Origin of the sequence: Pseudomonas sp. B111, assembly GCF_026428275.1 — a bacterium.
Classification (GTDB): domain Bacteria; phylum Pseudomonadota; class Gammaproteobacteria; order Pseudomonadales; family Pseudomonadaceae; genus Pseudomonas; species Pseudomonas aeruginosa.
Map to the genome: position 1 here is coordinate 6,274,640 of NZ_CP097857.1, position 23,126 is coordinate 6,297,765.

A 23,126-nucleotide genomic window follows, 5' to 3' on the forward strand; every position below is an offset into this window, starting at 1 on the left:
CCGATGGCAAATTCCCGATTTTCATCCATCGATGAAGGATCGGAATGCCTGGCTTCAGGTGCGGTACTCTGCGTTGATCTTCACGTATTCGTGGGACAGGTCGGTGGTCCAGATGGTCTCGCTGCAGGTGCCGCGTCCCAGTTCGATGCGGATGCCGATCTCGGCCTGGGCCATCACCGCCGCGCCCTGCTCCTCGGTGTAACTGGCCGCCCGGCCGCCACGGCTGGCGATACAGACGTCGCCAAGGAACACGTCGATCTTGCTCACGTCCAGATTGGCCACGCCGGCACGTCCGACCGCGGCGAGGATGCGTCCCCAGTTCGGGTCGGAGGCGAACAGCGCGGTCTTGATCAGCGGCGAGTGGGCCACGGCGTAGCCGACATCCAGGCACTCCTGGTGAGTGGCGCCGCCGTTGACCTGGACAGTGACGAACTTGGTCGCGCCCTCGCCGTCGCGAACGATGGCCTGGGCCAGCTCCATGGAAACCTCCAGTACCGCTTGCTTCAACGCGGCGAACAGCGCGCCGCTGGCCTGGGTGACTTCCGGCAGCGCCGCGCGACCGGTGGCGATCAGCATGCAGCAGTCGTTGGTGGAGGTATCGCCGTCGATGGTGATGCGGTTGAAGGACTTGTTGGCGGCGTCGCGCAACAGATCCTGCAGCACGCCCTGGGCGACCTTGGCGTCGGTGGCGATATAACCGAGCATGGTCGCCATGTTCGGCTTGATCATCCCGGCGCCCTTGCTGATCCCGGTGACGGTGACGGTCACGCCATCGTGCACGAACTGGCGGCTGGCGCCCTTGGGCAGGGTATCGGTGGTCATGATCCCCGCGGCAGCTTCGGCCCAGCGGTCCTCGGCCAGGTCGGCCAGGGCCGCAGGCAACGCCGCCTCGATCTTGGCCACCGGCAGGGGCTCGCCGATCACCCCGGTGGAATATGGCAGCACCGAAGTCTCGGCGACCCCGGCCAGTTCGGCGAGCTTGGCGCAGGTTTGCGCGGCGGCGGCGAGGCCGGCCTCGCCGGTACCGGCGTTGGCGTTGCCGGTATTGGTCAGCAGGTAGCGCACCTCACCGAGGAAACGCTGCTTGGCCAGGGTCACCGGCGCGGCACAGAACGCGTTCAGGGTGAACACCCCGGCCACGCTGGAGCCTTCGGCGCAGCGCATGACCACCACGTCTTTGCGCCCCGGTCGCTTGATGCCGGCGGAAGCGATGCCGAGTTCGAAACCGGGGACCGGGTGCAGGGTGGACAGGGGGCCAAGACCGACAGCCATGGGAACGCGCTCCTTTACCAAACAGTGGACTCGATGCCGTCTGCGACGGCGTGACGGAAAACGCATCGGCGCCGGTCTGGCGCCAATTCGAACAAACGCCGCGAGCGGCAGGACCGGTCGCGGCGTTGGTGAACCAGGCGGGAAGCTTAGTCCAGCTGCCCGTGGCAGTGCTTGTATTTCTTGCCGGAACCGCACGGGCAAGGCTCGTTGCGGCCGATCTTCTGCTCGTTGCGCACAGGCTCGAGCGGCACGACCGGAGCCGGGCCCTCGGGAAGCTCTTCTTCCTCGCCGGCCACGGCCTGCTCCATCGAGGGAGCCTCGGCGTGCTGGAACTGCATGCGCTTGGCCAGTTCCTCCGCCTCGCGACGCAGGCGGGCCTCCTCTTCGGCCGGGTCTTCGCGACGGACCTGGACGTGGGACAGCACGCGGATGGTGTCGCGCTTGATCGAGTCCAGCAGCTCCTGGAACAGGGTGAAGGACTCGCGCTTGTATTCCTGCTTCGGATTCTTCTGCGCGTAGCCACGCAGGTGGATGCCGTGCCGCAGGTGGTCCATGGTCGACAGGTGGTCCTTCCACAGGTCGTCCAGTACCCGCAGCAGCATCTGCTTCTCGAAGGCGCGCAGGGCTTCGGCGCCGGCCAGCTCTTCCTTCTCGTAGTAGGCGGCGACGATCTGCTCGAGGATCTTGCTACGCAGGGTTTCCTCGTACAGCTTGTCGTCTTCGTCCAGCCACTGCTGGATCGGCAGGCGCACGGCGAAGTCGCTGTACAGCGCAGCCTCCAGGCCTTCGATGTCCCACTGCTCGGGCAGCGACTGCGGGGGAATGTGCTGGTTGATGGTGGCGCTGAGGGTTTCCTCGCGGAACTCCTTGATGGTCTCGCCCACGTCCTCTGCCGACAGCAGGGTGTTGCGCATGTGGTAGATCACCTTGCGCTGCTCGTTGGCTACGTCATCGAATTCCAGCAGTTGCTTGCGGATGTCGAAGTTGCGCCCTTCGACCTTGCGCTGGGCCTTCTCGATGGCGTTGGTCACCATGCGGTGCTCGATCGCCTCGCCGGACTGCATGCCCAGCGCCTTCATGAAGTTCTTCACCCGGTCGGAGGCGAAGATCCGCATCAGGTTGTCTTCCAGCGACAGGTAGAAGCGGCTGGAACCCGGGTCACCCTGACGACCGGCGCGGCCGCGCAACTGGTTGTCGATCCGGCGGGATTCGTGGCGCTCGGAAGCGATCACGTGCAGGCCGCCCGCCTCGATCACCTGCTGGTGGCGCTTCTGCCATTCGGCCTTGATCTGGGCGATCTGCTCCTCGGTGGGGTTCTCCAGGGCCGCGACTTCGACTTCCCAGTTGCCGCCGAGGAGGATGTCGGTACCGCGGCCGGCCATGTTGGTGGCGATGGTCACCGAACCGGGCGCGCCAGCCTGGGCGATGATCTCGGCTTCCTTCTCGTGGTACTTGGCGTTGAGCACCTTGTGCTCGATGCCTGCCTCTTGCAACAGCTTGGAAACGTACTCGGAACTCTCGATCGACGCGGTGCCGACCAGGATCGGCCGGCCGAGGGCCTGGCACTGCTTGATGTCGGTGATGATCGCCGCGTACTTCTCTTCCTGGGTCAGGTAGACCAGGTCGTTGAAGTCCTTGCGCGCGATCGGCCGGTGGGTCGGGATCACCACCACGTCGAGACCGTAGATCTGGCGGAACTCGAAGGCCTCGGTATCGGCGGTGCCGGTCATGCCGGCCAGCTTGTTGTACAGGCGGAAGTAGTTCTGGAAGGTGGTGGAGGCCAGGGTCTGGCTCTCGGCCTGGATCGGCAGGCCTTCCTTCGCCTCGATGGCCTGGTGCAGGCCCTCGGACAGGCGACGGCCAGGCATGGTGCGGCCGGTGTGCTCGTCGATCAGGAGGATCTGGTCGCCCTGGACGATGTACTCGACGTTGCGGTGGAACAGGGTGTGCGCGCGCAGCGCTGCGTAGACGTGGGTCAGCAGGCTCAGGTTGTGCGCCGAGTAGAGGCTCTCGCCTTCGCCGAGCAGGCCGTTCTGGCTCAGCAGGTCCTCGATGAACTGGTGGCCCTGCTCGTTGAGTTCGACCTGGCGGGTCTTCTCGTCGATGCTGTAGTGGCCTTCCTCGGTCGGCTTGCCCTCGACCTCTTCGACCTGGCGCTTGAGACGCGGGATCAGCTTGTTGATCTTGATGTACAGCTCGGAGCTGTCTTCGGCCTGGCCGGAGATGATCAACGGGGTACGCGCCTCGTCGATGAGGATCGAGTCCACTTCGTCGACCACGGCGAAGTTCAGCTCGCGCTGGAACTTGTCGTCCAGGCTGAAGGCCATGTTGTCGCGCAGGTAATCGAAGCCGAATTCGTTGTTGGTGCCGTAGGTGATGTCGGCGGCGTAGGCGGCGCGCTTGTCTTCCGGCGGCTGGAAGGGAGTGACCACGCCGACGCTGAGGCCGAGGAACTCGTACAGCGGGCGCATCCAGTTGGCGTCGCGGCGCGCCAGGTAGTCGTTCACCGTGACCACGTGCACGCCCTTGCCGGACAGCGCGTTGAGGTAGACCGGCAGGGTGCCCACCAGGGTCTTGCCCTCGCCGGTACGCATTTCGGCGATCTTGCCGTCGTGCAGGGTCATGCCGCCGATCAGCTGGACGTCGAAGTGGCGCATGCCCATCACCCGCTTGCCAGCCTCGCGAACCACGGCGAAGGCTTCGGGCAGCAATTGGTCGAGCGTTTCGCCCTTGGCGTAGCGCTGCTGGAATTCAGCCGTTTTCGCCTTCAACTGCTCGTCGGAGAGCGCCACCATCTGGGGCTCGAGCGCATTGATGGCCTGTACAGCCTTGGCCATGCGCTTTACATCACGCTCGTTCTTGCTTCCAAAGAGTTTCTTCAACAAAGGCGCAAACATATCGACTTGGTCATCCACACGTGGGGAATGGAAGGCTCACCCATCCGGCGGCCCGTGCCGATCAACGGCATGAAAGGGAACATTCTACCCGGAAACGGGTATGAGAAAAGTACAGCAGATCAATGCGCGTCGCTCACTCGGAAACAGACGCGCGTGCGATAAAGCTTTGCGGATTCATTACCCGGCCATCCTTCATCACTTCGAAATGTACGTGGTAGCCGGTGGAGCGTCCGGTGCTGCCGACCTTGGCCAGCACCTGGCCGCGCTTGACCAGGTCACCGACCTCGACCAGGTTCTTCTGGTTATGGGCATACAACGTGGTGTAGCCATCGGCGTGCCCGACCTCAACCACGTTGCCATAGCCGTTCTTGCGCCCGGACCAGGTCACCACCCCCGCCGCCACGGCCACCACGTCGCTGCCGGCCGGCGCGGCGAAGTCGATGCCCTTGTGCATGCTCAGGCGGCCGCTCACCGGATTGACCCGGCGCCCGAACGGCGAGGAGATGTAGCCCTGGCGCACCGGCTGGCCGGCCAGGTAGGTCGACTGGCTGATGTGCTTGTCGGCGAGCAGTTGCTCCAGCACCTCGAGCTGCTGCTCGCGGGTATCCAGGCGTGCCGCCAGTTCGTCCAGCGTCGCCATGAACGACGGCGGGGCATAGGCGCTGCCCTCCAGCGGTTCGTCGACGCCACCCTGGCCGACGCTCAGGGAGAAGTCGAACTCGTCGGGGTCGACGTCGGCCAGCTCGGTGAGACGTTCGCCGAGGGCATCCAGCCGAACCAGGCGCGCCTGCAGTTCGCCGAGATGCACGCTCAGTGCGTCCATCTGCCGCTGCGCGTCCTCGCGGGCGCTGCTGATCTCGGCGCTCTGCGCCTGCAGCGCGGCATCGACTTCGATGCCGGCCACCGGAGCCGGCGCGCGGAACAGCCAGGCGCCCATGAAGCCCCCGGCCAACAGGCTGGCACCGACCACGCAGGCCCCGGCCAGCATCAGCAACCGCGGCTGCAGATGGACGGAGCGAGCGGCCCCATGGTGCCGGCTCAGAAAAATGATGTGCATGACTTATCCTTCATACGGGCCGGCAGTAGCGAAACGCTTTCTGCTACCATTCCGACTCAGTAACCCCCAGGCTTCCCGCCATGTCTTTTCGTCCCTTGCCCGCCCAGGCATCGACCCAGTTGCTGCGCCAGGCCAGGCCGCTGCAGATGCTGTTCGCCGAAGCCCAGCGCATCTGCCGCCTGCAGCAACTGCTGGAAAGCCAGTTGCAACCGGCGGCGCGCCCGTACTGCCATGTGGCTTCGTGGCGCGGCGGTTGCCTGCTGCTGATCGTCACCGATGGCCACTGGGCCACACGCCTGCGCTATCAGCAGCGGCGCCTGCAGCGGCAGCTGCAGGCTTTCGAAGAATTCGCGAACTTAGCGAAAATCCTTTTCAAGGTGCAACCCACCACGTCCACACAACGTGCGGCACGTCGCAGCTTGACCCTGTCTGCCGTCGCGGCGGAAAACCTTCGCGAATCCGCCGACATCGTCGGCAATCCACGCCTGCGGGAAGCGCTCGAGCGGTTGGCAAGCCGCGCCGAGAAAAGCCGGCAAGAATAAATCCCGAAATAAAAAGAGGCCACCCTGAGGTGGCCTCCAAATATGGAAAGGAGAGTTTTCCTACACTGCCGCCGCCGGGCGCATATAGGAAATAGGCGCGGTACGCGCGTCTTCGAAGGTCACCACTTCCCAAGCATCCTTGTCTGCGATCAACGTACGCAGCAGTTGGTTGTTCAGGGCATGGCCGGACTTGAAGCCACGGAACTCGCCGATAAGACTGTTGCCGAGCAGATACAGGTCGCCGATGGCATCCAGGATCTTGTGCTTGACGAACTCGTCCTCGTAACGCAGGCCGTCTTCGTTGAGCACGCGGTTCTCGTCGACCACGATCGCGTTCTCCACGCTACCGCCGAGTGCCAGGTTCTGCGAACGCAGGTACTCGATGTCGCGCATGAACCCGAAGGTACGGGCGCGGCTGACCTCCTTGACGAAGGAAGTACTGGAGAAATCGACCGAGGCCTGCTGGGTGCGACCACGGAAGACCGGATGATCGAAATCGATCTCGAAGCTGACCTTGAAGCCGTCGAACGGAACGAAGACGGCGCGCTTGTCGCCCTCTTCCACGCTGACTTCGCGCTTGATGCGGATGAACTTCTTGGCAGCTTCCTGCTCTTGCAATCCGGCGGACTGGATCAGGAATACGAACGGACCAGCGCTGCCATCCATGATCGGCACTTCCGAAGCGGACAGCTCGACGTAGGCGTTGTCGATACCCAGGCCGGCCATGGCCGAGAGCAGGTGCTCCACCGTATCCACTTTGACGTCACCCTTGACCAGGGTGGTCGACATGGTGGTTTCGCCGACGTTCTCGGCCCGGGCCGGGATTTCCACTACCGGATCCAGGTCGGTGCGGCAGAACACGATACCGGTGTCCACCGGCGCCGGTTTCAGGGTCAGGTAAACCTTTTCCCCCGAGTGCAGACCGACGCCAGTAGCCCGGATGATGTTCTTCAAGGTGCGTTGTTTGATCATGGCTTTGGCCGCTTAAGCGCTGACTGCGAACTGTTTTCAACAATGGCCGGCGATGATAGCAGAACCGGCCTTTGCTGAACACCAATCACATCTCTACTCCTGATTAATTACTTCAATCGGCCTGACGACGCAGGAACGCCGGGATATCCAGGTAATCCAGGTCATCCTGCGGGTTCAGCTTGGCCGCGGTCGCCGCGCTGCCGTGAGACTGGTTGCGCATCACGGTAGGACGGTCGAGGTCGCGGTAGTTCACCGACTGCTGCTCGCGCTGGGCCGGAGCGGCTGCCTGGGCTGCACTGCCCTGCACGGTGTTGTCGACGACCTTCACCGGTTTCTCCAGGCGCGCGCCCAGGCCGGTGGCGACTACGGTGACGTGCAGTTCATCGCGCATGTCCGCGTCGATCACGGTGCCCACCTTCACAGTGGCGTGCTCGGAAGCGAACTGTTCGATGATGTTGCCGACATCGGAGTACTCGCCCAGGGACAGGTCCGGACCCGCGGTGATGTTCACCAGGATGCCGCGCGCGCCCTGCAGGTTGACGTCTTCCAGCAGCGGGTTGCGGATTGCCGCCTCGGTGGCCTCGCGGGCACGGTTCGGACCGCTGGCGCAGCCGGTACCCATCATCGCCATGCCCATTTCGCTCATGACGGTCTTCACGTCGGCGAAGTCGACGTTGATCATGCCCGGACGCTTGATGATGTCGGAGATACCGCGCACGGCACCGGCCAGCACGTCATCGGCCTTGGCGAAGGCAGCCAGCAGGCTGGCATCCTTGCCGAGGATGGTCAGCAGCTTCTCGTTCGGGATGGTGATCAGCGAATCGACGCTCTCGGCCAGCGCGCGGATGCCCTCGTCGGCGATCTGCATGCGCTTGCGACCTTCGAACGGGAACGGACGGGTCACCACCGCGACGGTGAGGATGCCCATTTCCTTCGCCACTTCGGCGATGATCGGCGCGGCGCCGGTACCGGTGCCGCCACCCATGCCGGTGGTGATGAAGACCATGTCGGCGCCTTCCAGCACTTCGGAAATGCGCTCGCGATCTTCCAGAGCCGCCTGACGACCGACTTCCGGATTGGCGCCGGCACCCAGCCCCTTGGTGACGCCCGGGCCGAGTTGCAGAACGGTGCGCGCCGCGATGTTCTTCAGCGCTTGTGCGTCGGTGTTGGCGCAGATGAACTCGACGCCCTCGACGTTGTTCTTGGCCATGTGATTGACGGCGTTGCCGCCACCACCACCTACACCGATCACTTTTATGACGGCGGTTTGTGCGATGTTATCGACCAGTTCAAACATTTCCCCTCTCCTTCCTTTCTAGTTTTGTCGCCTACTGTTACCGCGTTGAATCAGAAATTGCCCTGGACCCAGCGTTTGAGCCGCTCCAGGACAGGTGCCTTGGGTTCGTCGCTGCTGTAGCTGCTGCCTGACACAGACATCGACATGCCATCGGACTGCTTCTGCAGTCCGTACATCAGCAGGCCGACGCCCGTCGAATAGATCGGGTTGCGCACCACGTCGGTGAGGCCCTTCACGCTATACGGCACGCCGAGGCGTACCGGCATGTGGAAGATTTCCTCGGCCAGCTCGACCGCGCCTTCCATCTTCGAGGTGCCGCCGGTGAGGACGATCCCGGCCGGGATCAGGTCCTCGTAGCCGCTGCGGCGCAGCTCGGCCTGGACCAGGGTGAACAGCTCGTCGTAACGAGGCTCGACCACTTCGGCCAGGGCCTGGCGCGACAGTTCGCGCGGCGGCCGATCGCCGACGCTGGGCACCTTGATGGTCTCGCCGGCACCGGCCAGCTTGGCCAGGGCGCAGGCGTAGCGGATCTTGATCTCTTCCGCGTACTGGGTCGGCGTCCGCAGGGCCATGGCGATGTCATTGGTGACCTGGTCGCCGGCGATCGGGATCACCGCGGTATGGCGGATCGCACCTTCGGTGAAGATCGCGATATCGGTGGTGCCGCCGCCGATATCCACCAGGCACACGCCCAGTTCCTTCTCGTCCTCGGTCAGCACCGAATAGGCCGAGGCCAACTGCTCGAGGATGATGTCGTCGACCTCGAGGCCGCAGCGGCGCACGCACTTCTCGATGTTCTGCGAGGCATTCACCGCGCAGGTCACCACGTGCACCTTGGCTTCCAGGCGCACCCCGGACATGCCCAGCGGCTCGCGCACGCCTTCCTGGTTATCGATCACGTAATCCTGGGCCAGGGTATGCAGCACCCGCTGGTCCGCCGGGATCGCCACCGCCTGGGCGGCATCCAGTACCCGTTCGATATCCGCCGGGTTCACCTCGCGATCGCGGATCGCCACGATGCCGTGGGAATTGAGGCTGCGGATGTGGTTGCCGGCGATGCCGACGAACGCCGAGTGGATACGGCAACCGGCCATCTGCTGGGCCTCGTCGATGGCGCGCTGGATCGACTGCACGGTGGACTCGATGTTCACCACCACGCCCTTCTTCAGGCCGCGGGACGGATGAGTACCGATGCCAACGACCTCCAGCTGGCCATCGGCCGTCACCTCGCCCACCAGCGCCACCACCTTGGAGGTACCGATGTCGAGGCCGACGATCATCTTGCCGCTCTGCACGCTTGCCATGGTTATTACTGTCTCCTCAACTCACTGCACGGCGCTGGCCGTGGCCACCGTCGCGGGCGTGACCGGCTCGCGCCACGCAACGGCGAGGCCGTTGGGGTAACGCAGGTCGATCCGCGCAATGTTCGAAATCTGATCTTTGAGTGCCTTGTCGTAGATGCTTACGAAGCGGCGAATCTTGTCTACCACGTGGTCGCGCCCGATCTGGATCTCGACGCCCTGGGCCGTGGTCAGCGCCCAACCGCCGCGATCGCTCATTTCCAGGCGGGCAATGGAGAACCCGAGGGGACGCAGCAACTGGCTGAGCAACTGGTATTGCTGCATCACCTGCTGTTGCGCCCGCTGTGGACCATGCAAGCGGGGCAGATGTTCATAATTCGCCAGCTCCTTTGGCGTAAAAGCCTGTCCCTGGTTGTTCAGCAGCGCTTCGTCGCCCCACCGGGCGATCGGCAGTTGCTCGTCCAGGCGGATCACCACCTGGTCCGGCCACACCCGACGCACCTCGGCGTGGGCGATCCAGGGCATCTGTTCCAGTTGCCCGCGCATGCCCGCCAGGTCGATGGTGAAGAAGCTCGCCGCCAGGTACGGGGAAATCCGCTGCTGCACCGCGCGCTGGCTGATGTAGCTGAGGTCGCCCTCGACACTGACCTTGGCGATCGGCCGGTCGGCGTACGGCAGGATGTACTCGGCGCCGCGATAGGCGCCATAGCCGAGAACGGCCAGCAACAGCGGCCAGGCCAGGTACTTGAGGAAACTGAAGTCGGCTTTCGGCAGGCGCACGCTCAGCGGTTCCTTGGCCACCAGACGGCTGGCGCCGCGCGGCATCGGCTTGCGCGGAGCGCGGCCGAGTCCACCGGGTTGCTGATGACGGAGCAGTACGCCGTTCATGGCTTATCCCCTCGCCTCGCGGCTATCGGCCAGGATCGCCAGCACCAGTTGCTGGAAATCCAGGCCGGCGGCCCGAGCGGCCATAGGCACCAGGCTGTGGTCGGTCATGCCTGGTGCGGTGTTGACTTCAAGCAGCCAGAAACGCCCTTCGGCGTCCTGCATCACGTCCGCCCGCCCCCAGCCCTGGATGCCCAGGGCGTCGCAGGCGCGCGCGGTGAGTTCCTTCAGCTCGCGTTCCTTGGCCTCGTCGAGACCGCAGGGCACCTGGTAGCGGGTATCGCTGGCCAGGTACTTGGCGTCGTAGTCGTAGAAGGTGTGCGGCGTGCCCAGGCGGATCGCCGGCAGCACCTGCCCGCGCAAGGTCGCCACGGTGAATTCCGGGCCGCTGATCCACTGCTCGACCAGCACCTGCGAGTCGTAGCGGACCGCTTCGCGCCACGCCGCGATCAATTCGTCGAGCCCGCCGACCTTGGCCATGCCGATGCTCGAGCCTTCGTGAGCCGGCTTGACGATCAGCGGGAAACCCAGTCGCTGCGCCGCGTCGCGGCAGTCATCCTCGCTGGCCAGCACCGCGTAGTCCGGGGTCGGCAGGCCGAGGCTGAGCCAGACCCGCTTGGTCCGCAGCTTGTCCATCGCCAGCGCCGAGGCCAGCACGCCGCTGCCGGTGTAGGGAATGCCCGCGCACTCGAGCAGGCCCTGCATGCTGCCATCCTCGCCGCCACGACCGTGGAGAATGATGAAGGCGCGGTCGATCTTCTCCTCGACCAGGCGTTGCAGCAGGTCTTCGCCGACATCGATGCCGAAGGCATCGACCCCGGCGGCCAGCAGGGATTGCAGGACCATCGCGCCGGACTTCAGCGACACCTCGCGCTCGGCGCTCTTGCCACCGAACAGCACGGCGACACGGCCGAACGCCTTGGGATCCTGGGTGCCGTTCAGCAGGCTATCGAGGCAAAGGTTCATGCGCCCTTCCCTCCCTTGCCGGCGAACAGCGGGTTCTTGATCAGTTGCGGGGCCAGGCCGCCGACATCGCCAGCGCCCTGGCAAAGCAGGATGTCGCCAGCGCGCAGCAGCGGCTTGACCAGCGGCGCCAGGTCGGCGTCGCGCTCGAAGTAGATCGGGTCGAGCTGACCGCGCTGGCGGATGCTGTGGCACAGCTGGCGGCTGTCGGCTCCCGGGATCGGCTCTTCGCCGGCCGGATAGACCTCCATCAACAGCAGCACGTTGGCTTCGCCCAGCACCTGCACGAAGTCTTCGTACAGGTCGCGGGTACGGGTATAGCGATGCGGCTGGTAGACCATCACCAGGCGACGCTCCGGCCAACCGCCACGGATCGCCTTGATCACCGCGGCGACTTCGCGCGGATGGTGGCCGTAGTCGTCCACCAGCATCACGCTGCCACCCTCGACCTGCAGCTCGCCGTAGACCTGGAAGCGCCGGCCCACGCCCTGGAAGCCGGACAGCCCCTGGACGATGGCTTCGTCGGAGATGCCCTCGTCGGTAGCGATGACGATGGTCGCCAGGGAATTCAGCACGTTGTGCAGGCCGGGCATGTTCACCGAGACGTCCAGCGGCTCGCGCTCCGGGCGCAACACGGTGAACCAGGTGCGCATGCCTTCCTGGCGGATGTTGATCGCGCGCACGTCGGCGTCTTCGCTGAGGCCGTAGGTCACGGTCGGGCGGGCGATCTGCGGGAGGATCTCACGCACAACCGGATCATCCACGCACATCACCGCCAGTCCGTAGAACGGCAGGTTGTGGAGGAACTCGACGAAGGTCTTCTTCAGCTTGTTGAAGTCGCCGCCGTAGGTCGCCATGTGGTCGGCGTCGATATTGGTGACCACCGCGACCATCGGTTGCAGGTGCAGGAAGCTGGCGTCGCTCTCGTCGGCCTCGGCCACCAGGTAGCGGCTGGCGCCAAGCTGGGCGTTGGTCCCGGCGGCGTTCAGTCGGCCGCCGATGACGAAGGTCGGGTCCAGGCCGCCGGCGGCGAACACCGAGGCGATCAGGCTGGTAGTGGTGGTCTTGCCGTGGGTGCCGGCTACCGCGATGCCGTGCCGGTAGCGCATCAGTTCGGCGAGCATCTCCGCACGCGGCACCACCGGAATCCGCCGTTCCAGGGCCGAGGCCACTTCCGGGTTGGCCCGGTTGATGGCACTGGACACCACCAGCACGTCGGCGCCGTCGGCGTTTTCCGCCTGGTGGCCGATGAAGATCTGCGCGCCGAACTTCTCCAGGCGCTCGGTCACCGCCGAGGCCTTGAGGTCCGAGCCGGATACCTCGTAGCCGAGGTTCAGCAGCACTTCGGCGATTCCGCACATGCCGGCGCCGCCGATGCCGACGAAATGGATACGGCGGATACGGCGCATGGTCCGGGTGACGCCATTCGGTTCTTTAACCACGGGCCACCTCCAGGCAGGCATCGACCACCGTCCGGGTAGCCTCGGGTTTCGCCAGGCTGCGTGCCTGGTCTGCCATGGAGCGCAGGGTTTCGGGATGCATCAGGACCTCGGACAGCTGCGCGGCCAGTTCGGCCGCGCCGGTAGACTTTTGCGGCAGCAGGCGGCCGGCGCCGCTGCGTACCAGGAATTCGGCATTGCGGGTCTGGTGATCGTCGATCGCGTGAGGCAACGGCACCAGGAAGGCGGGCAAACCCGCCGCCGTCAGCTCGCTGACGGTCAGCGCGCCGGCGCGACAGATCACCAGGTCGGCCCAGGCATAGGCCGCGGCCATGTCGCTGATGAAGGGCGCGACGTCCGCTTCGACCGCCACTGTGCGATAACGCTCGGCGGTAATCTCGGCATGCTGACGACCGGCCTGATGGCGGATTGCCGGACGGATTTCCAGCGGCACCTGCGCCAGGGCCTCTGGCAACAGCTTGTTCAGCGGTTCCGCGCCAAGGCTGCCGCCGAGCACCAGCAGATTGACCCGACGGCCGGTCAGCGGCGCGCGGGCATGCGCGTCGAGGAACAGCTCGGCGCGCACCGGATTGCCGGTGGTCAGACGCTTGTCGCTGGCCGGGAAGGTATCCGGGAATGCCTCGCAGACGCGCCTGGCGATCGGCGCCAGGCTGCGGTTGGCGGTGCCGGCCACGGCGTTCTGCTCGTGGATCACCAGCGGCACGCCGTTGAGGCGCGCGGCCAGGCCGCCCGGGCCGGTGACATAGCCACCCAGGCCGAGCACGCAGACCGGCCTCAGCTGGCGGATCAGCCGCAGCGCCTGGAACAGCGACTTGAGCAGTTCCAGCGGCGCCTTGACCAGCGACTTCAGGCCCTTGCCGCGCAGCCCGCTGACCTGGATCAGGTGCAACGGCAGGCCGGCCTTGGGTACCAGGTCATTCTCGATGCCGCGCGGCGTCCCCAGCCAGTGCACGGCATAGCCGCGCGCCTGGAACTCCCGCGCACAGGCGAGCGCCGGGAACACGTGTCCGCCGGTGCCACCCGCCATGATCAGGACATTACCTTTCATCGGCAAAGTCCTCTTCGTTGAACTCATATTCCTCGCTACCCAGGTGGGTTCGCCGTTCCCATTCGATGCGCAGCAACATCCCCAGACAGGCACAGCAGATCACCAGCGAACTGCCGCCGTAGCTGAGGAACGGCAGGGTCAGGCCCTTGGTCGGCAGCAGGCCGACGTTCACCCCGATGTTGATCAGGAACTGGCCGATCCAGAGGAAGGCCAGGCCGTAGGCCACGTAGGCGGAGAAGAACTGCTTGGCCTGCTCGGCCCAGATGCCGATGTACAGCGCGCGCAGGCTGACGAACACGAACAGGGCGACGGTCGCCAGGGCGCCGACGATGCCCAGCTCCTCTGCAAGCACGGCGAAGACGAAGTCGGTGTGCGCCTCCGGCAGGTAGAACTGCTTCTGGATGCTGTTGCCCAGTCCCATGCCCAACCAGCCGCCGCGGCCGAAGGCGATCAGCGCCTGGCTCAACTGATAGCCGGCGCCGAACTGGTCGGCCCAGGGGTCGGTGAAGTTGGTCAGGCGTGCCATCCGGTAGGGCTGGGTCTGGATCAGCAGGACCACCGCGCCGACCGCCAGCAGCACCATCAGGCCGAAGCGGAACAGCCCCACCCCGCCGAGGAACAGCATGGCCGCGGCAGCGCCCATCATTACCACGGTGGCGCCGAAGTCCGGCTCACGCAGCAGCAGGCCGGCCATCGGCAGCAACACCACGAAGGGCTTGAAGAAGCCCATCCAGCTTTCCCGGACCTCCTGCTGGCGGCGGATCAGGTAGCCGGCCATGAAGATCACCACGCAGACCTTGGCGATCTCCGAAGGCTGGATGTTGAACAGGCCGAAGCCGATCCAGCGCATCGAGCCGTTCACCTCGCGGCCGATACCGGGGGTGATCACCAGCACCAGCAGGCCGAAGGCGACCAGCAACAGCTTCCAGCCCCAACGCTGCCAGGTGGCCATCGGGACCATCATGGTCAGGCCGCAGGAAATCAGGCCGATCACCAGGTAGATCAGGTGACGGACGGAGAAGTACAGCGGGTTGCCCGACTGCGCCGCCGCCACCTCGGAAGAGGCGGAAGTCACCATCACCAGGCCGAGGCCGAGCAGCGCCAGGCAACCCGCCAGCAGCGGGAAGTCCAGGTCGATGCCGTGCCGGCTCAACAGCGGCGACGGGAAGGGGCGCAACACCGACAGCATCACGCTAGCTCCTCTACGGCTTTGGCGAACAGGCGTCCGCGTTCTTCGAAGTTCTTGAACATGTCCAGGCTCGCGCAGGCCGGCGACAACAGCACCGCATCGCCTTCGCGGGCCAGCTCGGCGGCCTGCCGGACTGCTTCGTCCAGCGTTGCGACGCGCACCAGCGGTACCGCGTTGCCCAGTGCCTGGGCAATCAGCCCGGCGTCACGGCCAAGCAGTACCACCGCCCGGCAGAAGCGCGCGACCGGCTCGCGCAGGTCATGGAAATCGGCGCCCTTGCCGTCTCCGCCGGCGAGCAGCACCAGCTTGCCGTCGATGTCGGCACCCAGCCCCTCGATCGCCGCCAGGGCGGCGCCGACGTTGGTGGCCTTGGAATCGTCGTAGTAGCTCACGCCCTGCCGCTCGCGTACCCACTGGCAGCGATGAGCCAGGCCGGAAAACGCCTTCAGCGCGCCGAGCATGGCGTCGAACGGCAGGCCGACCGCATGGCCCAGCGCCAGCGCGGCGAGCGCGTTGGAATAGTTGTGGGCGCCACGGATCTTCAGTTCGCCAACCGGCAGCAGCTTGTCGAACTGGAACGCCAGCCACTTCTGGCCGTCTTCCTCGATCAGGCCGAAAGCCTTGAAGTCCGGCTTGTTCAGGCCGAACGACCAGCACGGCACGGTATCGGCGATCAGCGGTCGGGTCAGGGCATCGGCGCGATTCACCACGACCTGGCGGGCACCGCGGAAGATCCGGTGCTTGGCCAGGTGGTAGTCAGCCATGCCGTCGTAGCGATCCATATGGTCTTCGCTGACGTTCAGCACGGTCGCCACCTCGGCGTTGAGGCGATCGCAGGTTTCCAGCTGGAAGCTCGACAGCTCCAGCACGTACAGCTCGATGTCGTCGGCCAGCAGGTCGAGCGCCGGGGTGCCGAGGTTGCCGCCGACGGCGACACGCTTGTCCGCGGCCACCGCCATTTCGCCCACCAGGGTGGTCACGGTGCTCTTCGCGTTGGAACCGGTGATGGCGACGATCGGTGCCTTCGCCTCGCGGGCGAAGAGATCGATGTCACCGGAGATGCGCACGCCTTTCGCGGCGGCCTGTACCAGCGCAGGGGTGCGCAGCGACAAGCCGGGGCTGACGTAGAGTTCGCGGGCGGAGCAGAGGAACTCGGCGTCGAGTTCGCCGCAACGCACTTCCACCTGCGGATACTGGGCACGCAGGGTGGCCAGCTCCGGCGGGTTCTCTCGGGTATCGACCACGGCGAAAGGCAAGCCGCGGCGCGCCAGGTAGCGCACCAGGGACATGCCGCTCTTGCCGAGGCCGACAACGATGCGGAAGTGGTCGGAGGCGATCAGGCTCATGCTCTCTTCGTCCTCAACGCAGCTTCAAGGTGGCGAGGCCGATCAGCACCAGGATCACGGTGATGATCCAGAAGCGCACGATCACGCGCGGCTCCGGCCAGCCTTTCAGTTCGAAATGGTGATGGATCGGCGCCATACGGAAGACGCGGCGTCCGGTCAGCTTGAAGGAAGCGACCTGGATCATCACCGAGAGGGTTTCCATGACGAACACCCCACCCATGATGAACAGCACGATCTCCTGGCGCACGATCACCGCGATGGTGCCCAGCGCGGCGCCCAGCGCCAGCGCGCCGACGTCGCCCATGAAGACCTGCGCCGGATAGGTGTTGAACCAGAGGAAGCCGAGGCCGGCGCCGACCAGCGCGGCGCAGAACACGATCAGCTCGCCGGCGCCCGGTACGTTGGGAATCAGCAGGTACTCGGCGAACTTCACGTTGCCCGACAGGTAGCAGAAGATGCCCAGCGCGCCGGCAACCATTACCGTCGGCATGATCGCCAGGCCGTCGAGACCGTCGGTGAGGTTCACCGCATTGCTCGAACCGACGATGACGAAGTAGGTCAGGACCACGAAGAAGATGCCCAACTGGATCTCGACGCTCTTCAGCATCGGCACGATCAGGGTAGTCTCGATCGGGGTTTCGGCAGTCATATAGAGGAACACGGCGGCGCCGATGCCGAACACCGACTGCCAGAAGTACTTCCAGCGGCTCGGCAGGCCGCGGGAGTTCTTCTCGATCACCTTGCGGTAGTCGTCCACCCAGCCGATGGCACCGAACAGCAGGGTAACGACCAGCACCACCCACACGTAGCGGTTGGAAAGATCCGCCCACAGCAGCGTGCTGATGGCGATGGCGGTAAGGATCAGGGCGCCGCCCATGGTCGGGGTGCCCTTCTTCGACAGGTGCGACTGCGGACCGTCGTTGCGCACGGCCTGGCCGATCTGGCGGATCTGCAAGGTACGGATCATCCAGGGCCCCAGCCACAGCGACAGCGACAGCGCAGTGAGCACGCTGAGAATGCCGCGCAGGGTCAGGTACTGGAAGACGCCGAAGCCCTTGTAGAACTGTTGCAGGTATTCGGCCAGCAGCAGGAGCATTAGTGACTCTCCTCGGAGGAACCGCACAGCGCCGCGACGACTTTGTCCATCGCCGCGCTGCGGGAACCCTTGATCAAAATGGTGGTTGTCGGTTGTTCGGTGGCCAGCGCCCCGATCAGGCTGGCCTGGTCGGCGAAGTGCCGGCCCGTGGCGCCGAACGCCTGTACGGCGTGGGCCATCAGCGGTCCGACCGCATAGAGCGCGGACACCTTGCCAGCGGCGTAGGCGCCCACCTCGCGGTGGGCCTGCTCGGCCCAGGAACCGAGTTCGCCCATGTCTCCGAGGACCAGGACGGTGCGCCCGGAAAAGCCGCTCAGTATATCAATCGCCGCCAGCATTGACGCGGGGTTGGCGTTGTAGCTGTCGTCTATCACACGCAGCCCGCTGGCGGTCAGTTGCGCTACCGCGCGGCCCTTGACCGGCTGCAGCGCCTGCAGCCCGGCGACGATCCCATCCAGCGGCACGCCCAGTGCATGGGCGGCAGCGGCGGCAGCCAGGGCATTGGCGACATTGTGCCGCCCCAGCAGGTTGAGCTGGACCTGCGCTTCACCCGCTACGCCCTGCAGCCTGAAGCCCATGCAGCCGCGCGCATCGCGCTGCAGATCGGCGGCGCGGAAATCGGCCTGGGGCCGGTCGAGGGAGAAAGTCAGCAACGGACGGCCGCTGGCACGGGCCTTCCAGGTGTCGAAGGCCTTGTCGTCCAGGTTCAGCACGGCGGTGCCGTCGGCGGCCAGCCCTTCGAGTATCTCGCCCTTCGCCTCGACGATCTTCTCCGGTCCGCCGAACTCGCCGACATGGGCGGTGCCGGCATTGGTGATGATCGCCACGTGCGGGCGGGTCAGCTCGACCGTGTAGGCGATCTCGCCGATGCGCGAGGCGCCCAGTTCGATCACTGCGCTACGGTGCTGCGGCGCCAGTTGCAGCAGGGTCAGCGGTACGCCGAGGTCGTTGTTCAGATTGCCACGGGTAGCCAGCACCGACTCGGCATCGCCGGCCTGGGTACGCAGGATGCTGGCGAGCATCTCCTTGACCGTGGTCTTGCCGCTGGAGCCCGTCATGGCCGCCAGCGGGCCGGTGAACTTGCGCCGGTTCAGCGCGCCCAGTCGCCCCAGGGCCGCACGGGTATCGCGCACCAGCAATTGCGGCAGGGGCGCGTCGGCGACTTCGCGCTCCACCAGCGCAGCCACCGCGCCCTTGGCGGCAACCTCGGAGAGATAGTCGTGGCCGTCGAAACGCGGCCCACTCAGGGCAATGAACAGTTGGCCGGGCCCGATGGCGCGACTGTCGGTAGAAACCGCCGAAAAGACGGCGTCCTCGCCGATCAGGCGGGCGTCCAGCGCGACCGTCAACTGGCTGAGGCGAAGAGGCTCAAGCATGCGGCACCTCCCAGGCGGCCAGGGCGCGCTCGGCCTGCTCGATGTCGGAGAACGGATGGCGTACGCCGTCGATCTCCTGATAATCCTCGTGACCCTTGCCAGCCAGGAGCACCACGTCATCCACCGCAGCGGAAGCGATCAGATGGGCGATCGCCTCACCGCGCGACGGCAGGAAGGTAACCTTGTCAGCGGCAGCGAAGCCTTTGCGGATATCGGCGATGATCGCCGCACTGGCCTCGGTGCGCGGGTTGTCGTCGGTGACCAGCACCCCATCCGCCAGGCGTTCGGCGATCGCAGCCATCAACGGACGCTTGCCGGCATCGCGATCGCCACCGCAGCCGAACAGGCACAGCAGGCGCGCGGCCGCGTGCGGACGCAGGGCCTCCAGGACTTTTTCCAGGGCGTCGGGAGTATGCGCGTAGTCCACCACCACCAGCGGCTTGTCGCCGCCTCCCAGGCGCTGCATGCGGCCGACCGGCCCCTGCAGTTGCGGCAAGGTGCGGAGGATATCGCCCAAGGGATAACCCAGGCCAAGCAACGCACCGACCGCCGCCAGCAGGTTGCTCAGGTTGAAGCGGCCGAGCAATGGGCTGCGCAGCAGGCCCTCGCCGTGCGGAGTGACCAGTGCCGCCTCGATGCCGGCGTCGCCGAAGCGCGCTTCGCGGCAATAGAGGAACGCCGAGCTGTCGGTGAGGCTGTAGGTGATCAGCTCCGAGTCCTGTTCCTCGCCGGCCAGTCGACGGCCGAAATCGTCGTCCAGGTTGATCACCCGGCAGCGCAGGCCCGGCCAGGCGAACAGCTTGGCCTTGGCGGCGGCATAGGCTTCCATCGAACCGTGATAGTCGAGGTGGTCGCGGGACAGATTGGTGAACACCGCGATATCGAAACCGAGCGCCGCCACGCGGCCCTGGTCGAGGCCGTGGGAAGACACTTCCATCGCTACCGCGCGGGCGCCGGCCTGCTTCAGCGTGGCCAGCGTGGCTTGCACCGCAAGCGGGTCCGGCGTGGTGTGCCGGCCGCTCTCCAGGGCGCCGTAGAAACCGGTGCCGAGGGTGCCGACGATGCCGCAGCGCTCGCCGAGCAGATCCAGGGCCTGGGCCACCAGTTGGCTGACGCTGGTCTTGCCGTTGGTGCCGGTGACGCCGATCAGGTCCAGCCCGCGGCTCGGTTCGCCGTAGAAACGCCCGGCGACCGCCGACAGTTGTGCGGCCAGCCCCTTCACCGCGATCAGCGGCGCATCGCTGGGCGGAAGATCTCCGGCGCCTTCCGCCTCGTAAGCCACGGCAGCCGCGCCCTTGGCCAGGGCATCGGCGATGTGCGCACGACCATCCTGGCGCCCGCCCGGCACCGCCAGGAACAGGTCGCCCGGACGAACGCCGCGGCTATCCAGGGTCAGCTCGCGGATCAGCAGATCGCGCTCGGCCTGGGGAAACAGTTGGTTCAGGCTCATAGGCATCAGCCACGCCCTCCTTTTGCGGGCGCAGCATTGACCTGCTGCTGTTCGGTGGCCGTCGGCAGGTTATCCGGCGGCACGTTCATCAGGCGCAGCGCGCCAGCCATGACCTTGCTGAACACCGGCGCCGACACCAGGCCGCCGAAGTAGCCCGCCTTGCTCGGCTCGTCGATCACCACGACCATCGCGATGCGCGGATCGGTGGCCGGGGCGAAACCGGCGAACAGCGAGCGATAGGCGTTTTCCCGGTAGCCCTTGGTGCCGACCGAGACCTTGCGCGCGGTCCCGCTCTTGCCGGCGGCGTGGTAACCCGGCACCTGGGCGCGGAACACCCCGCCCTGGGCCTCGACCACTTGTTGCAACATGCCCTGCACGGTGGAAGCCACTTCCGGCGAAATCACCTGCACGCCATCCGGCACGCGGTCGACTCGGGTCATGCTCAGCGGCACGCTCTTGCCGTCGTTGGCCAGGGCCGCATAGGCATGCGCCAACTGGATCGCGGTTACCGAGAGACCGTAGCCGTAGGCCAGGGTCGCGGTTTCCGCCTTCGGCCACTTGCGGTGGTTGGGCAGGTTGCCGACGCGCTCGCCGGGGAAACCCAACCCCGTGTCCTGCCCGAGGCCGACCTGTTGCATGACCGAGTAGATGGATTCGGCGCCGATGTCGAAGGCGATCTTGCTGATGCCGACGTTGCTCGACTTGATCAGGATGCCGGTGAGATCGAGTTGCCGCGAATTGCGCGATACGTCGCGAATGGTGTAGCGGCCGATCTGCAGGGTGCCCGGGTAGACGTCGACGATATCGCTGGGTTTCCAGCGCCCGCTGGCCAGCGCCGCGCTCATCGAGAACGGCTTGACCGTCGAGCCCGGCTCGAACACGTCGATCATCGCCCGGTTGCGCATGGCCGCCGGCTGCAGGTTACGACGATTGTTCGGGTTGTAGGTCGGCTGGTTGGTCATGGCCAGGATCTCCCCGGTCTTCACGTCCATGATCACCAGGCTGCCGGCCTTGGCGCCGTTCTCCAGCAGAGCGTTGCGCAGTTCGCGATGAGCCAGGTACTGCAGGCGCAGGTCGATGGACAGCGCCAGGGTCTTGCCCGGCTTGGCATTCTTGGTGACCTGCACGTCCTTGATCACGCGGCCACGGCGATCCTTGAGCACCTGGCGCTTGCCCGGCACGCCGGCCAGCCATTCGTCGAAAGCCAGCTCGATACCTTCGCGACCGCGGTCGTCGACATCGGTGAAGCCGACCGCATGGGCCACCACTTCGCCAGCCGGGTAGAAACGCCGAAACTCCTCGATGGAGTACACGCCGGGCACCTTCAGGGCGATCACGCCTTCGCCCTGCTCCGGGGTCAGCCCACGGACCAGGTAGATGAACTCGCGCTCGGCGTTCTGCTCGATGCGGTCGGCGAACAGCTTGGTATCCTGCCCGAGCGCCGCCGCCAGTTGCGGCCAGCGTTCCTTGGCGGTCATCAGCTCCTTGGGGTTGGCCCACAGGGTGGTGACCGGGGTGCTCACCGCCAGCGGTTCGCCGTTGCGGTCCGTGATCAGGCCCCGGTGCGCAGGGATGGCGATATGCCGCACGCTACGCGCATCGCCCTGGCCTTTGAGGAAGTCATGGTCGATCACGTGCAGGTCGACGATTCGCCAGACGATGGCGCCAACCATCGCCAGCAGCAGGCCGACGATCACGCAGAACCGCCATGGGTAGAGGGCGCCCTGGAAATAATTCAGTTTCATGGCGCCACCATCCTGACCTCGGCCGGGTCGGGAACGCGCATGCGCAACTGTTCCACCGCCAGGCTTTCGATGCGGCTATGGGCGGTCCAGGTGCTCTGCTCGAGAATCAACCGGCCCCACTCGGCCTGCGCCTTGTCGCGCACGCTCAGCTCGGAATACAGCGAGTTGAGCAGTTGCCGGTTCCAGTAGGTGCTGTAGGCCACGGCAATCGCCGAGAGCAACAGACCTATATAAAGCAGCAACATGAGGAAGCTGCCGGTAGGCAGGCGCTTGACGAAGAGACGGCTCATCTCAGCTTCTCCGCCACGCGCATGACCGCGCTGCGCGAGCGCGGGTTGGCCTTGAGTTCTTCTTCCGAAGCGTACTGCGGCTTGCCCAGCAGCTTCAGGCGCGGCTCGAAGACCTTGGAACGGATCGGCAGGTCGCGCGGCAGGTTGTCCGCCTCGCCCTTGGCGTGCTTGCGCATGAACAGCTTGACGATGCGGTCTTCCAGGGAATGGAAACTGATCACCACCAGGCGGCCGCCGACGGCCAGCGATTCGAGCGCGGCGTCAAGGCCGCGCTCGAGATCGCCCAATTCATTGTTCACATGGATGCGCAGGCCCTGGAATGCGCGGGTCGCCGGATTCTTGCCCTTCTCCCAGGCGGGGTTGGCAACCGTGATCACTTCGGCGAGATCAGCGGTCCGTTCGAACGGCCGCTCCTGACGGCGCTGCACGATGGCGCGGGCCATCCGCTTGGCGAAGCGCTCTTCGCCATATTCCTTGAAGACCCGGGCGATTTCCTCTTCGGTGGCGTTGGCGATGAACTCCGCTGCGCTGATGCCCTGGCCGGGATTCATGCGCATGTCCAGGGGACCATCGTTGAGGAAGCTGAAGCCGCGCTCGGGATCGTCGAGTTGCGGCGACGACACGCCAAGGTCGAGCAGGACGCCATCGACCCGACCTTCGAGACCGCGTGCGCGCACCTCATCGCCCAGTTCGGCGAACGAGCGCTGCACAATGACGAAGCGGCCGTCTTCGGCCGCCAATGCTTTTCCTGTCTGGATGGCCTGGGGATCTTTGTCGAATCCGAGCAGGCGTCCCCCGGTGCCCAGTTTCTCGAGCAAGGCTCGACTATGGCCCCCTCTTCCGAAGGTACCGTCCAGATAGCAGCCGTCCTCCCGCGGGGCCAGTGCGGAAACGGCCTCCTCGAGCAGAACGGTGATATGGCGGTAGGTGGCATTCATAG

General features: G+C 65.6%; 19 protein-coding genes. 1 reads left to right on the forward strand and 18 read right to left on the reverse strand.

The genetic code is table 11. The features are described 5' to 3' along the window. Positions 1 to 54 precede the first annotated feature (54 nt). From argJ to M6E97_RS29105, 3 genes are all read right to left on the reverse strand, one after another. Positions 55 to 1,272, reverse strand: a complete 1,218-nt coding sequence (gene argJ / locus M6E97_RS29095) for a bifunctional glutamate N-acetyltransferase/amino-acid acetyltransferase ArgJ (RefSeq protein ID WP_003110156.1) — start codon at positions 1,270 to 1,272, stop codon at positions 55 to 57. A gap of 146 nt (positions 1,273 to 1,418) precedes the next feature. Beyond that, entirely contained in the window at positions 1,419 to 4,169 is a 2,751-nt protein-coding gene (secA, locus tag M6E97_RS29100; protein ID WP_003112752.1) for a preprotein translocase subunit SecA, read from the reverse strand. 133 nt (positions 4,170 to 4,302) lie between these two features. Continuing rightward, the gene (locus M6E97_RS29105) at positions 4,303 to 5,226 is read right to left on the reverse strand and encodes a M23 family metallopeptidase (RefSeq protein WP_003094103.1); all 924 of its coding nucleotides are present in this window, start codon (positions 5,224 to 5,226) and stop codon (positions 4,303 to 4,305) included. An 80-nt stretch (positions 5,227 to 5,306) separates the two neighbouring features. Between M6E97_RS29105 and M6E97_RS29110 the strand changes: the two genes are divergently transcribed. Beyond that, complete coding sequence (locus M6E97_RS29110; protein WP_003094105.1) at positions 5,307 to 5,768, forward strand: DciA family protein; 462 nt, start codon at positions 5,307 to 5,309, stop codon at positions 5,766 to 5,768. 60 nt (positions 5,769 to 5,828) lie between these two features. On the opposite strand, the gene lpxC is transcribed toward M6E97_RS29110, so the two are convergent. The 15 genes from lpxC to rsmH form a co-directional block, all read right to left on the reverse strand. Continuing rightward, positions 5,829 to 6,740: a UDP-3-O-acyl-N-acetylglucosamine deacetylase gene (gene lpxC / locus M6E97_RS29115; protein WP_003094111.1), complete on the reverse strand. Its 912-nt coding sequence runs from the start codon at positions 6,738 to 6,740 to the stop codon at positions 5,829 to 5,831. 112 nt (positions 6,741 to 6,852) lie between these two features. Then, entirely contained in the window at positions 6,853 to 8,037 is a 1,185-nt protein-coding gene (gene ftsZ, locus M6E97_RS29120) for a cell division protein FtsZ (RefSeq protein ID WP_003094113.1), read from the reverse strand. Between the two features lie 50 nt (positions 8,038 to 8,087). Further along, on the reverse strand, positions 8,088 to 9,341 hold the full coding sequence (gene ftsA, locus M6E97_RS29125; RefSeq protein WP_003094115.1) for a cell division protein FtsA: 1,254 nt from the start codon (positions 9,339 to 9,341) through the stop codon (positions 8,088 to 8,090). A 21-nt stretch (positions 9,342 to 9,362) separates the two neighbouring features. Continuing rightward, positions 9,363 to 10,226, reverse strand: coding sequence for a cell division protein FtsQ/DivIB (locus M6E97_RS29130; RefSeq protein ID WP_003094118.1), 864 nt, complete (start codon positions 10,224 to 10,226; stop codon positions 9,363 to 9,365). Between the two features lie 3 nt (positions 10,227 to 10,229). Further along, complete coding sequence (locus M6E97_RS29135; RefSeq protein WP_034005143.1) at positions 10,230 to 11,189, reverse strand: D-alanine--D-alanine ligase; 960 nt, start codon at positions 11,187 to 11,189, stop codon at positions 10,230 to 10,232. Continuing rightward, positions 11,186 to 12,628 carry a UDP-N-acetylmuramate--L-alanine ligase gene (murC, locus tag M6E97_RS29140; RefSeq protein ID WP_003094121.1) on the reverse strand — a complete coding sequence of 481 codons (1,443 nt, stop codon included), beginning with the start codon at positions 12,626 to 12,628 and terminating at the stop codon, positions 11,186 to 11,188. Before murC ends, M6E97_RS29135 begins: the two co-directional genes overlap by 4 nt. After that, on the reverse strand, positions 12,621 to 13,694 hold the full coding sequence (gene murG, locus M6E97_RS29145) for an undecaprenyldiphospho-muramoylpentapeptide beta-N-acetylglucosaminyltransferase (protein ID WP_033939188.1): 1,074 nt from the start codon (positions 13,692 to 13,694) through the stop codon (positions 12,621 to 12,623). Before murG ends, murC begins: the two co-directional genes overlap by 8 nt. Next, a complete protein-coding gene (gene ftsW / locus M6E97_RS29150; protein WP_003094125.1) occupies positions 13,684 to 14,883 on the reverse strand; it encodes a putative lipid II flippase FtsW in 1,200 nt (399 codons plus the stop codon). The genes murG and ftsW overlap by 11 nt, the downstream gene beginning before the upstream one ends. Beyond that, the gene (gene murD, locus M6E97_RS29155) at positions 14,883 to 16,229 is read right to left on the reverse strand and encodes a UDP-N-acetylmuramoyl-L-alanine--D-glutamate ligase (RefSeq protein ID WP_003103104.1); all 1,347 of its coding nucleotides are present in this window, start codon (positions 16,227 to 16,229) and stop codon (positions 14,883 to 14,885) included. The genes ftsW and murD overlap by 1 nt, the downstream gene beginning before the upstream one ends. Before the next feature lie 13 nt (positions 16,230 to 16,242). Beyond that, entirely contained in the window at positions 16,243 to 17,325 is a 1,083-nt protein-coding gene (gene mraY / locus M6E97_RS29160) for a phospho-N-acetylmuramoyl-pentapeptide-transferase (protein ID WP_003094129.1), read from the reverse strand. Further along, positions 17,325 to 18,701: a UDP-N-acetylmuramoyl-tripeptide--D-alanyl-D-alanine ligase gene (locus M6E97_RS29165; RefSeq protein WP_003094130.1), complete on the reverse strand. Its 1,377-nt coding sequence runs from the start codon at positions 18,699 to 18,701 to the stop codon at positions 17,325 to 17,327. The genes mraY and M6E97_RS29165 overlap by 1 nt, the downstream gene beginning before the upstream one ends. Next, complete coding sequence (locus M6E97_RS29170) at positions 18,694 to 20,157, reverse strand: UDP-N-acetylmuramoyl-L-alanyl-D-glutamate--2,6-diaminopimelate ligase (RefSeq protein WP_003134735.1); 1,464 nt, start codon at positions 20,155 to 20,157, stop codon at positions 18,694 to 18,696. The genes M6E97_RS29165 and M6E97_RS29170 overlap by 8 nt, the downstream gene beginning before the upstream one ends. Then, on the reverse strand, positions 20,157 to 21,896 hold the full coding sequence (ftsI, locus tag M6E97_RS29175; protein ID WP_003094139.1) for a peptidoglycan D,D-transpeptidase FtsI: 1,740 nt from the start codon (positions 21,894 to 21,896) through the stop codon (positions 20,157 to 20,159). The genes M6E97_RS29170 and ftsI overlap by 1 nt, the downstream gene beginning before the upstream one ends. After that, positions 21,893 to 22,186 carry a cell division protein FtsL gene (gene ftsL / locus M6E97_RS29180; RefSeq protein WP_003094142.1) on the reverse strand — a complete coding sequence of 98 codons (294 nt, stop codon included), beginning with the start codon at positions 22,184 to 22,186 and terminating at the stop codon, positions 21,893 to 21,895. The genes ftsI and ftsL overlap by 4 nt, the downstream gene beginning before the upstream one ends. Next, positions 22,183 to 23,124, reverse strand: a complete 942-nt coding sequence (gene rsmH, locus M6E97_RS29185) for a 16S rRNA (cytosine(1402)-N(4))-methyltransferase RsmH (RefSeq protein WP_003134737.1) — start codon at positions 23,122 to 23,124, stop codon at positions 22,183 to 22,185. The genes ftsL and rsmH overlap by 4 nt, the downstream gene beginning before the upstream one ends. Positions 23,125 to 23,126 lie beyond the last annotated feature (2 nt).

Excerpts from the sequence above, each read along its gene's own strand:
- argJ (WP_003110156.1), bottom strand. The coding sequence starts at position 1,272 with ATGGCTGTCGGTCTTGGCCCCCTGTCCACCCTGCACCCGGTCCCCGGT.
- secA (WP_003112752.1), bottom strand. The coding sequence starts at position 4,169 with ATGTTTGCGCCTTTGTTGAAGAAACTCTTTGGAAGCAAGAACGAGCGT.
- M6E97_RS29105 (WP_003094103.1), bottom strand. The coding sequence starts at position 5,226 with ATGCACATCATTTTTCTGAGCCGGCACCATGGGGCCGCTCGCTCCGTC.
- M6E97_RS29110 (WP_003094105.1), top strand. The coding sequence starts at position 5,307 with ATGTCTTTTCGTCCCTTGCCCGCCCAGGCATCGACCCAGTTGCTGCGC.
- lpxC (WP_003094111.1), bottom strand. The coding sequence starts at position 6,740 with ATGATCAAACAACGCACCTTGAAGAACATCATCCGGGCTACTGGCGTC.
- ftsZ (WP_003094113.1), bottom strand. The coding sequence starts at position 8,037 with ATGTTTGAACTGGTCGATAACATCGCACAAACCGCCGTCATAAAAGTG.
- ftsA (WP_003094115.1), bottom strand. The coding sequence starts at position 9,341 with ATGGCAAGCGTGCAGAGCGGCAAGATGATCGTCGGCCTCGACATCGGT.
- M6E97_RS29130 (WP_003094118.1), bottom strand. The coding sequence starts at position 10,226 with ATGAACGGCGTACTGCTCCGTCATCAGCAACCCGGTGGACTCGGCCGC.
- M6E97_RS29135 (WP_034005143.1), bottom strand. The coding sequence starts at position 11,189 with ATGAACCTTTGCCTCGATAGCCTGCTGAACGGCACCCAGGATCCCAAG.
- murG (WP_033939188.1), bottom strand. The coding sequence starts at position 13,694 with ATGAAAGGTAATGTCCTGATCATGGCGGGTGGCACCGGCGGACACGTG.
- ftsW (WP_003094125.1), bottom strand. The coding sequence starts at position 14,883 with ATGCTGTCGGTGTTGCGCCCCTTCCCGTCGCCGCTGTTGAGCCGGCAC.
- murD (WP_003103104.1), bottom strand. The coding sequence starts at position 16,229 with ATGAGCCTGATCGCCTCCGACCACTTCCGCATCGTTGTCGGCCTCGGC.
- mraY (WP_003094129.1), bottom strand. The coding sequence starts at position 17,325 with ATGCTCCTGCTGCTGGCCGAATACCTGCAACAGTTCTACAAGGGCTTC.
- M6E97_RS29165 (WP_003094130.1), bottom strand. The coding sequence starts at position 18,701 with ATGCTTGAGCCTCTTCGCCTCAGCCAGTTGACGGTCGCGCTGGACGCC.
- M6E97_RS29170 (WP_003134735.1), bottom strand. The coding sequence starts at position 20,157 with ATGCCTATGAGCCTGAACCAACTGTTTCCCCAGGCCGAGCGCGATCTG.
- ftsI (WP_003094139.1), bottom strand. The coding sequence starts at position 21,896 with ATGAAACTGAATTATTTCCAGGGCGCCCTCTACCCATGGCGGTTCTGC.
- ftsL (WP_003094142.1), bottom strand. The coding sequence starts at position 22,186 with ATGAGCCGTCTCTTCGTCAAGCGCCTGCCTACCGGCAGCTTCCTCATG.
- rsmH (WP_003134737.1), bottom strand. The coding sequence starts at position 23,124 with ATGAATGCCACCTACCGCCATATCACCGTTCTGCTCGAGGAGGCCGTT.